The sequence below is a fragment of the Arthrobacter sp. OV608 genome (assembly GCA_900110595.1).
Classification (GTDB): Bacteria; Actinomycetota; Actinomycetes; order Actinomycetales; family Micrococcaceae; genus Arthrobacter.
Window position 1 is genome coordinate 1 of sequence record FOEZ01000043.1, and the last position, 8273, is coordinate 8273.

Below are 8273 nucleotides of genomic sequence, written 5' to 3' on the forward strand. Positions count from 1 at the left end.
GATGCGATGCCCGACTCCTCCGCGCTTTGGATTGCCGCGGACGCGAATGACCCCCGTCAATTGTTTGAAGCATCCGAGGGATTCGAGGTATGGGTAACACCCCAGTACGGCCCGCCGGCCTCCGCTACCGGCTGAACATTAACCACATTTCAGTGCTACCTCTACCGGGAATGCAAGGTGCCTTCACCTCTCCTGGGGCTCGTTTCAAATTGGTCATGCACCTTTATTCCTAGGCGGCGAGTAGTCCTCCAACAGGAGGCCTCTGCGGCTGCCCCGTCACGGGGCCGGGAGAGCGTGATGAGTACGTGGGGTCTGGTTCCGGCGGCTACGTCTCCAACGGGGACCTATGTGATCGGTCGTCCTAAAGGGAAGCATCGGCAATTAGGGTCTGGGGATTGTGGCACAGGTGAGACTTCAGGTGTACTAACCGGTTGGTTGGTGACGCGGCCACGGATGAGGGCGAGCGGGCCGGGCGGGCGACAGGTCTGTGACTGGGCTTCTAGTCCAAGCTCCTATCAGGTCAGATCCGTCTGGTCGGCACACTACGGTGTTGCGCCAGGTCCAGCTGACAAATCGAACGAAGGACACCATGGTCAGACTTCGGCCGGGGTCAGGCTGGACCCAACGCAGCACCACCATAAGTTATGGACTTTTCCGTTCGTCTGTGGCCGGTAGGTCTGGTGCGTTTGTGACGGCATCCAACGCGATGCCTCGAATCGACTGTCTCAGCCTGGCCGTTCGGACGGGATGTACTGGCACCGGATGCGCACACCCCCGCCTTATTTTGGAGCTTCGGCTTAAATTCATTGGGCATGAGAGGTTGGAACTATCTTCTGGGGTCAGTCTCTCAGATCTTGATGCTCGAGCAATTCGTGCCTGTGGTGGAGCATGAACTCATGCCTGTAGTGAAGGCCAATCCAAGGGGACGCAGAGTATTCGTCAATGCCAAAATCCTGAAGCGGAACTGGTGCTTCTTCGGCGCAGATGTTCTGACCCGATAGGGGTGACCGGGATGCCGTCTGAGTCAGGACGTCGTGCGGCGCTTGGGGTCTGGGCATGATTTCTCCTGTTCTAATTGGTGTCTGCTGTTAAGCTGCGCGGAGGATGTCTTCGACGCGGTGTTTTGGCCTCGCCGAAGAGCAGGCAGAGAAACGTCCCATGGTCCTGCAGGTGGCGAAACCGTTACGTAAATCGGCCGTGACACGAGCGCAACTGAAGCCCCAACAGCCTCTGCGGACTCGACTGAGAGACCTGCGCATACTGTCCGCGACGTAAGGGCCAGCCCGGGGCGGCCAGGCCACCGTCGCCCGCATCGGACCCACTGCACTCGCCAACTCCATGTAGGAGTCTGAGGGACTGTGCAAAGGCTTCTTCCCTGTCTCATTTCCATCGGTTGGTCTGCTTGAGTTAGTGGGGAGTTGTGAGCATCTAGTGGGTCGGTGGATTCTAAATGAATTTCACGTGACGCTCGTCACGTAACGAAAACCATAGCCGTCTTTGAATACGAAGTCAACATGTCGCCAGCGAGTACTTGGGAACGAATTCATCTCCTTCCCCTTAACCCCAAACCATTGCAACCATCGACCGCCACAGGGCCAGCTCCATCGGCAACGCCGGAATTAAGAACGTTGCCTAAACCCCAGGCCAAAGATCAAAGTTGGGCCAAACCTGCCCTCAAGACCGCTGCGGCAAGGTCAGTGCTGGTCCGGTCCTCCTTCATCCGCAGCGGTACAATTACGGGCCGCACGATCCTGAGGCTCTTGGCGCCTTCACGCCCACCCACTACGGCTCCAAAGGCCTGATCGTCATCGGCATCCTGCAGCCCTAGTCCCAAGCCTGCGCGCTCTGGGGCGAGGCCAACATTCGAAAAATCTGGTTCGCTGCCAACGCAACGTCTACGGCGGGGCGTCGCGGAAGAAGCCTTCCTCCGCGCCCTCCCAGACCTCAACTGGGACTACAGCTACATCAACGTCTCCGTATCCTCAGACAAGACAATTGGGGTCCGGCGCCGTCTGGTGATGGGTGGGGATGGCTGCGAGTTCTTGCCAAGGTTCGTCGAGCGGTGGCGTAAGTGCGATTTGGACGGTTCCGAGGGTGATGGTGACCAGTTCCTCTGTCACGGTGACGTTGTCTCAAGTTAGTTGGAGTATGTCCGAAACTTGCTGGCTGGGGACCAGGATGAGGATGGCTGCTGACGGGGCGTGGGCTGCGCCGGGAAATGACCGGAGATTACATGGTGCAGCCTACCGGTGGCTGACCCCCGCCGAATCATCACAGATGGGACGTTAAGATCGCATTAACACCTTGCACCGGCGGGGACATCCTTATCCGCTAGCCGCAAACGTGGGCCGCCTCGCCGCGCGCATAAAGATACGACAGCGGAAGCATCGAGGGCCCATGGAGCGATTTCCAACTCCTCACCAACCCCTCAATGGACCGCCCGCATCCGCGCGAGCTTCCTGAATTACTTCGTTGCCGTGTGCACTTCCCTTACCACCAGAGGCGCATCCACTTTCCAATCCGGTTACCCCATGGGTTGATCAGGAGCCGTGATGCGTCCAGGTTCGGCGGCGGCCGCCGCCGGAGTTTTCGGATCAGGAGGACGAAGGGCATCAGCAGCAGTTGGAGGACACCGCCTGCGATCAGCAGCGCTATGAACTGGATGATGATCGGTAGGTATAGGAAGAAGCATCCGAGGACCGTCCAGCCACCCATGAACGGCGGCAACTGAGGGCGCAACAGGACCCAAAGGTCGGAGTGTTCGACGGCCATATACCTTGCCAGCAGGATGAGCGAATCGCCGCCAAGTACGGGCGGCCAGTCCAGCTCGATCAATCCGTTGAAGGTCTCGTGGAAGAGGCCGCGTTCCTGACGGTTGGGACGGCTTCATCGACAAGGCGTCGAAGCCGTCGTGGAAGCTGTGCAGGGCGCTCGAGAAGCAGTCGCGGGCCCAGTCCGCGCATCACTGCCTTGCGTTGTCTCGGAAACTGCGCAGATACACAAGGGTCCTGTCGCTAGTCCGGGATTCCTGGGATGTCGACGTCGATGGCTTCGATACGGCCCGTGGCATCAAAGCCATTGACGAGGCGCTCGGGACTTGTATCCGAGATGAGCAGGTAGAGGGTTCGCATGTCCGGTCCGCCGAGTACCGCATCCACGGCGAAGGCGCCGCCATCGGGATATGCGGCCGTGTCCGGGTCGATCCGAATGACATCGGTAACCTCACCACCATCGCGAACACGCCGAAATTCACCGATCCACGGGAAAGCCGCCCATACCGCACCCTCACTGTCGATACCGATACCATCAACGGACTCTGTGTCCGGCGACCCGAACTCAGCAAACACACGCTGATTCACCAAGGCCCCATCATCGGTCACATCGAACGCTGTTAGCCTCACCCGTGGTGCCCGGAACGATTCCGCGACGACCAGAGTGCGTCCGTCGCCCGAGATCACGATCCCGTTGGGGAATATGAGATCCTCGCCACCCGTGTCGATCCGGCCGTCGGGATGCCGGATGACCAAACCCACGCCGATAGGATCGCTTCCGAAGGCGTAGCCCTGCGGACCGATGTATGCGCGGCCCTCTCGGTCCACGGCCATGTCGTTGGGATGAAAAGCGACCGGCGCGAGGTCGGCGAGTTCCTCCAGCCCGCTACTTTTCACACGCAGCAGCAGGCCATCCTCGATGGAAACAACCATCGGTACCCCGTCAGGGTCAAAACCCAGACCTGACGGCCGTCCGGGCACATCAGCGACGTCCTCGAGCAGTCCGTCAGGGGACAGGCGACAGATCTTGCGGCGGCTCATGTCCGAAAACCACAGCGCTCCACGATGCCAGCGAGCACCCTCAAGATAACCCAGATCACCCTGCGCCACGATACGGCGAGCGTCGGCGGGCAGCACTCTTGGCGAATCCATATAATTTGCTCCTTGTCAAACTTGTTGATGAACTTGCGGTAAAGGACGCCGGTGAAAAAACTATGTGGGCTAAGGCGTTTACGCTTTCTCGCCCGGCTCGCCGGTAGCCGCTCGCGACGAGCCAGCGATTACGATTCAGCGGCTCCTCTTCAGCTCCGTTGCTTCTGATCCAGGCCTTGGAACAAGCCGCGAGAAACAGGTCGAAGCCTCATCCGGGCAGGCGTACTTGCCCTCTGCTCTGCGCGGCGCCCAAGAACTGCTCCGTGACGGTAAACAGAATTTCGCAGGGGATGGTGGGCGGGTTGCCTGGATCCCGCGCCCGAGTCGCCGCCATGAGTGATCCGGCAGCCCAGTGAAGGCGCCGAAGCACTCCTCTATCGCCCGCAGCCACTGCTCCAACGCTTCGGCCGGGTCGCCTAAGACGCTGGCATGCAGCCTGGCGCGCTACCAATTCCTTGGAGTGTGCCTGCAGCGCGGCCGCGAGTAGCCCCTCTCGATTCGTCCAGGGCGCTACGGACATACCTTCCGGACCACGCCATTATGGCTGTCATCCCACAGCCATCCAATCAATCGGTCATCGTAAACGCGTGGATCAAAAGGCGGCAGACCTCCGGCCTTTGACAAAGAGGACTACAAAGGCCGGAACGTCGTCGAACGGGTGGGCCCTGGCAATACGCTACGACAAACTCGCACTCACCTATCGCGGAGGAGACGATCTCCGAGCAATCAGGATGTGGCTGACAGCTTTAGGAGACACGCCCTAGTCGTTTTGGGAATGGCGTAGGCGGCCCCTGGGGACGCAACCCATTGGCTGAGGGACTATGCCAGCGACGTTACACTTGCCCCAAGGAGGGACAGCGCTGGGCGCGTCACGGGAAGCTCAGTCTTAGTCCCGAATGCCATTCAATTCTTCAGTGCCCAGTTTATCTGCTCGCAAGGAATCGGCTGAGGCGTTGGCGACCTCGAGTTCGTTGACGACCTCGAGTGACCTGTTCGTGGTTCGGATCCCGAAGACCAGGATGATCGTTCCGGCCAGGAGGAACAGGCCCGCCAAGATGGCGTACAGCCACTGAAAACCCCATGCCGTGTATATCGCTGCAACTGAGATTCCCGAAAGAAAACCAGTGACTCGCGCTGCGCCATTGACTGCGCCGACTCCCACACCTCTGAGGGCCGTGGGGAAAACTTCGGGGATGTACGTATAAAAGGAGACTGTCATGCTGGTCGCGGCCATACTCGCTGCAAAAGCGGCGATGAGGCTCATTGTGGAGTCACTGACGAACGCGAAGGTGAGCATCGCACTTGTTGTAATGACAGAGGCGACGAATAGAATGACCTTGCGCTCGATTTTGTCGGCGATGAAATAGATGATTATTGGCCCGACGATCGTTGCTAGCGAGACAATACTTGCGAACTGCAACGCAGCAGTCTGTGACATCCCCCGCGAGGTGAGGATTGTCGGAATCCATGCTTGGAAGCCGACCAAGCAGAAGAGATAGATTCCGAACGCTGAAGACATGACGATCAGGCGCTGGAGCACTTTCCCGCGAAATAGTTCTCGTAGTTTCTGTCGCGTTTGAATCGGCGGCAGAGATTGGGGCTCTGTCAATACTTTTCCCCGCTCTTGTGCAGCCTTCTCGAGCGACAGCACCGTGCGCGTCGCTGCCTGATTTCGGTTGTGTGCAACTTGCCAGCGCACCGTTTCGGGGACGAAGAGGAGCACAATGAGAGCGGTCAAAATGCCGACGCCGCCGATGGCAAAAACCCAACGCCAGGCGCTCGGCCCGGACGGAACGATCGTCAGAGCAGTAAATGTCGTGATGGGTACTCCGGCAAATCCAATGAACGTGAGCACTGTGAAGAACCGCCCGCGCTTCGCACTTGGGAACATCTCGCTCACCATAACCATGAGCACGCCTATGGCCGCTTGCATTCCGATACCAGTGACGACCCGGAAGGCTAGCAGCCACTCGGGCGAGGGAGCCAGCGCTGAACCGAGGGATCCAAGGCCGAAGACGAAACATCCGGCTACCAGTGCAGGACGGCGCCCAAACCGGTCTGACAGCCGCCCACCAGCCACAGCGCCGATGAACATGCCGATGAACACAGACGACGCCAGTACACCGATCTCACCGATTGTGAGGCCCCACTCATTGCGGATGGCGGGTGCCAGGGAGGCGAACATTACGTTGTCGAAGGTCTCGACAAAGAACACCAGCCCTAGGACTGATATCCAAAGGATATGCTGCTTCGTTATCGGTAGTCTGTCCAAACGAGCATCGAGCATCGAGCCTTCCTGCTCGAGCGCTAAATTAGTCATTGTTCTCCTCTTATGTCTTCAAGTGTTGAAAATATTGGCCGATCAGGATGGCGAGAGTAGATTCCGTCGAGCTACCCCCTACCAGCGGCCGACGGTGCCGTCGGCGGAACATCTGAAGTTAAACCCCGGCACGGCAATCCAGGTTGTTATACGGACGGGGTATACGGGTTGCGGCAAGCCGCGCTCGACTCCACTCCATGGTCCTGGGACTCTTATGCGGATTCGTGCTATGGACGCCCCGGGTTTCGGTCAAGGGAGTCCCGGTGCGGCAAGTCGTCATTGACTGTATTCCTTACGTGAAAGCAAGCGTTCTGGTCGAAACGCGCAGGCACTAATAGTGTCTCGACTCACAATTGAATGCGTTTGATAGACCAAAATCCAATGCCGTTTCGACCTCCCCTGTATACCCTAGGGTTATGGGGGCGCTTGGCTTTTCGGGTAACGGGGCGGGGGAGCATGGAGATACGGCAGTTGATTTACTTTTCGACGACATTTCGTCAAGGCTCGGTGACCCGGGCCGCGGAGGAGTTGATGATCTCCCAGCCCGCCCTGAGCCGGCAGATCCGTCGGTTCGAACGTGAAATCGGAACACCGCTCTTCGAACGGGTTCCTACAGGAGTGACGGCTACCGCTGCCGGGGTGGCACTCTACAGGCACGCACTGGCAATTCTTGATCTTGCCGAGAGCGCAGCTGAAGTAGCCGTTCTCGCCGCTCCAGAGGCGGAAACCGTCGAGGTGGGCTTGGCCCCCGGGCTTCCGGGCGCCTGGGTGGACACGCTCCTGTCAGCGGTATCAAAACACGTGATTCTAGCGAGGATCAATTTCACCGACGCGGACAGCGACACCCAACTCCGGATGCTCCGAGAAGACAGGCTGGACATCGCTTTGGTTCATCAGCCGCCGCCGGATGGGTTGGTGAGCTATAGCCTCGGCGAGGAAGAATTCGGCGTCGCCGTCAGGCCTGCGGAGTCTATGTCCACAGCTGAGACGTGGACGATGAAGCAACTCGATGGCCTCCGGGTTCTCGTGCATGCCAAGAATCAACTGCCTACTGTTCACTACCCTCTAATTAGCGCCGCCCACGAAGTGGGTGCCAGGCCGCTCTGGCAATTCGCCAACTACACACATCATGCAGAGGCCTGCGCCGATGCGGCAGGAGCGAACGTTGCCATAATGACGCGAGCCGAGGCAGAGCGGCTCCTGCCTGAATGGACTTGGGCTCGGCTGGTGGGGCCCTCGGTGGTGCTCAAGACCTGGTCCGCACGCCAGCCGGTTACGCGAGCCGTCGTCGCCACCGTGGACAATGCCATCAGAACAGCCTTTCCAATCCCGTAGCGAGGGCGTGCATACGCTTTGCAGCAGGCGGCCACAGGGACATCCCCCTGGTTGCAGGCGGCCTGCGTTCAGGCGTTCACCTCCTAGCAGCCCTTTTGCGTGGTGCAGTCCAGCGAAACATGGTAGTTCGCTTGGGCAAGACATCTGTTGCCGGAGCGTCTTGCCGGTGTCATCTCTTGATGTGAGGATCGGGAGCCGACGGAGGAGATTCGTTTGGTGCGGGCTCTGGCCCGAATGGCATATGCGACGACATTGCCCGGGCGCTATGCAGGTAAGGCATCAAGGTAACGGACATCTCGGAGATAAGTCTCCCGAGTACGTTGCCCGGATCCAGCACCAGCTGGGCAGCAAGGTTACAGGGGTCGCACTTTGCCCATGTCGCGCCCACGGACCCCTGTAGGAAGACATCGGCTGGCAGTGTCAAGGACGAGACGACCGCCTCTGACGACCATGGCCCCACCGAGCTCAAGCAAGCCGAGCAGATCACCGAGCCGGCCCTATCCACCCTACTGAAAATAGCGCCCGAGCACTGACGCGGAGTTCATCGTTGGTGGTGATCTCCTCCGCCAATAACTGGGATTTGACCCGAACCCTTGGTGCAAGGCCATGCGATACGATGACCTTTGCCTGGATTGGGCCAGCGACCTGCGGACTCTGACCGCCGCGTCCAGAACCCTTCGTATCTTGGAGAAGAA

The 8273-nt window shown here is 59.2% G+C and carries 6 protein-coding genes; 2 read left to right on the top strand and 4 right to left on the bottom strand.

The window, feature by feature from the left end; all coding sequences use genetic code 11:
- The first annotated feature begins 1657 nt into the window (after positions 1-1657).
- Positions 1658-1828: a hypothetical protein gene (locus BMX78_RS23560; RefSeq protein ID WP_286139230.1), complete on the top strand. Its 171-nt coding sequence runs from the start codon at positions 1658-1660 to the stop codon at positions 1826-1828.
- A 154-nt stretch (positions 1829-1982) separates the two neighbouring features.
- Here BMX78_RS23560 and BMX78_RS23320 read toward each other — a convergent pair whose 3' ends face one another.
- The 4 genes from BMX78_RS23320 to BMX78_RS22295 all read right to left on the bottom strand — a co-directional run bounded on the left by BMX78_RS23320 (position 1983) and on the right by BMX78_RS22295 (position 6243).
- Positions 1983-2120, bottom strand: coding sequence for a hypothetical protein (locus BMX78_RS23320; protein WP_211482618.1), 138 nt, complete (start codon positions 2118-2120; stop codon positions 1983-1985).
- Between the two features lie 370 nt (positions 2121-2490).
- Positions 2491-2835, bottom strand: coding sequence for a hypothetical protein (locus BMX78_RS22285; RefSeq protein WP_286139231.1), 345 nt, complete (start codon positions 2833-2835; stop codon positions 2491-2493).
- A 179-nt stretch (positions 2836-3014) separates the two neighbouring features.
- Positions 3015-3923 carry an SMP-30/gluconolactonase/LRE family protein gene (locus BMX78_RS22290; protein ID WP_091424728.1) on the bottom strand — a complete coding sequence of 303 codons (909 nt, stop codon included), beginning with the start codon at positions 3921-3923 and terminating at the stop codon, positions 3015-3017.
- An 886-nt stretch (positions 3924-4809) separates the two neighbouring features.
- Entirely contained in the window at positions 4810-6243 is a 1434-nt protein-coding gene (locus tag BMX78_RS22295) for an MFS transporter (protein ID WP_091424732.1), read from the bottom strand.
- 456 nt (positions 6244-6699) lie between these two features.
- Between BMX78_RS22295 and BMX78_RS22300 the strand changes: the two genes are divergently transcribed.
- Positions 6700-7578 (top strand): LysR family transcriptional regulator, encoded by an 879-nt coding sequence (locus tag BMX78_RS22300; RefSeq protein WP_091424733.1) that lies wholly within the window; start codon positions 6700-6702, stop codon positions 7576-7578.
- The last annotated feature ends 695 nt before the right edge of the window (positions 7579-8273 follow it).